General features: G+C 40.5%; 3 protein-coding genes. All 3 read right to left on the reverse strand.

Annotated features, from left to right (window positions below):
• Positions 1–8 precede the first annotated feature (8 nt).
• A complete protein-coding gene (locus RM368_RS38625) occupies positions 9–356 on the reverse strand; it encodes a transposase (RefSeq protein ID WP_322698954.1) in 348 nt (115 codons plus the stop codon).
• Complete coding sequence (locus RM368_RS38630) at positions 353–502, reverse strand: hypothetical protein (protein ID WP_322698955.1); 150 nt, start codon at positions 500–502, stop codon at positions 353–355. The genes RM368_RS38625 and RM368_RS38630 overlap by 4 nt, the downstream gene beginning before the upstream one ends.
• 64 nt (positions 503–566) lie before the next feature.
• Positions 567–1,067, reverse strand: coding sequence for a helix-turn-helix domain-containing protein (locus RM368_RS38635; RefSeq protein WP_322698956.1), 501 nt, complete (start codon positions 1,065–1,067; stop codon positions 567–569).
• Positions 1,068–1,130 lie beyond the last annotated feature (63 nt).

Below are 1,130 nucleotides of genomic sequence, written 5' to 3' on the forward strand. Positions count from 1 at the left end.
ATACCAATTTAATATGAAGCTGCATAGAAAAGAGCTTCTAAAATAAAGTTATAAGAAGATACAGATATTACCTGCTCAAGTGTAAGTTGGTCGAATATTTGTTGGATGCGATCGCGTAAAGTCTGTAAAGAAGAGAAAAGTTGATTTTTGAGTGGTTTCTTGAGTAGCTGCCAAAGCCTTTCAATGGGATTGAGTTCAGGGGCTGAAGGTGGTTGATACAGAGGAATAATAAATTCTTGCCAACGAATCGCTGAACTTGTATGAGCAGGTGCTTGGTCAATCTGTAAAATAGCGTAATCATCACCTAATTGTTGAGATAGCCAGTCCAAGAACTGTTGAAAACACTCGCCATTCAATTTCGGATACTCATAATGTTGTGGTCTCCAGTCAATGGTTCAATTGCACCATAAATCCAAAAATTTTCCCGTGGCCATTTCACCTCAACAGTAGGCTTGACTCCAGAAGCAGTAATTACTTTTCCTGTAAGAGTTTTCAGTCCCACCCTCGTTTCATCCTGGCACAGGTAGCGAACATACTTGCTGGGTGCTAGATGTTGTTCTAGACAATTAAGAATAATTCCGAGTTTTTTTAAAATCAGATATCAATTTCTCGTCTTGATTGTGGCTTTGAGGGCGAGGCACTTTTAGTTTTGCGCCTAATCGATATCGAACCCATGCATAAACCGTTGCATACTCTATGTCTTGTCCATGTTCTTGTTTCAACCACTCGACGATTGCACCGTAACTACTAAATCCTTTCCCTGTTTCCAGTTCTTGCTTGAGGGAAGCGAGTGTCTCATCGTTAATTTTTCGTTTTGCTCCGGCTGCTTTCTTAATTTTTAACAAGCCAGACAGTCCACTCGCTCTATACTTCTGCAACCATCTTGTCACTGTTGAAGTATCTCTGGCCAAGCGTTTTCCAATTTCTTGCTGTTGGCTGACTTGACCACTCTTGAGCCACCACAACATTTGTAACTTTTCTTTCTGGATTCCTGAAGACACTGTTTGTAGGCGTTTTTTTAGTTCCTCTTCGCTCTCAGCGATCTCAATTTGAAATGGGCGGCTCATGGGTATATCAACTTACCGAGTTTGCTTTCCTCTATTATATGCAGCTTCATATTCAATTGGTAT

It is taken from the genome of Nostoc sp. DedSLP03 (genome assembly GCF_034530815.1).
GTDB lineage: Bacteria > Cyanobacteriota > Cyanobacteriia > Cyanobacteriales > Nostocaceae > Nostoc.

Excerpts from the sequence above, each read along its gene's own strand:
- RM368_RS38635 (WP_322698956.1), bottom strand. The coding sequence starts at position 1,067 with ATGAGCCGCCCATTTCAAATTGAGATCGCTGAGAGCGAAGAGGAACTA.